Genomic DNA, 400 nt, shown 5'->3' with positions numbered 1-400 from the left:
GGTCCGGCACAGGCGCAGGAAACGTTGCGCACCGCACTTGCCATGGGTGCTGACCGTGCAATTCTGGTGAAGACTGACGAAACGGTTGAGCCGCTTGGTGTTGCGAAGGTGCTGAAGGGCGTGGTGGATGCTGAACAGCCGGACCTCGTGTTCCTCGGCAAGCAGGCGATTGACGACGATGCCAACCAGACCGGCCAGATGCTTTCGGCACTGCTCAACTGGAGCCAGGCGACATTTGCCTCGAAGGTGGAGCTTGCTGACGGTTCGGCCAAGGTAACGCGCGAAGTCGATGGCGGTCTTCAGACCATTGATGTGAAGCTTCCAGCCATCGTGACTGTTGATCTTCGTTTGAACCAGCCGCGTTATGCATCGCTGCCAAACATCATGAAGGCCAAGAAGA

At 57.8% G+C, this 400-nt stretch carries 1 pseudogene; it reads left to right on the top strand.

The features are described 5' to 3' along the window. Positions 1 to 400, top strand: a pseudogene (locus QSJ70_RS27415) (electron transfer flavoprotein subunit beta/FixA family protein); the annotation flags it as partial.

This window comes from Brucella sp. NBRC 12950 (genome assembly GCF_030268145.1).
Lineage (GTDB): Bacteria > Pseudomonadota > Alphaproteobacteria > Rhizobiales > Rhizobiaceae > Brucella.
Note: the sequence above shows the minus strand (reverse complement) of the source record. Positions and strands in the feature narration are given on the sequence as shown.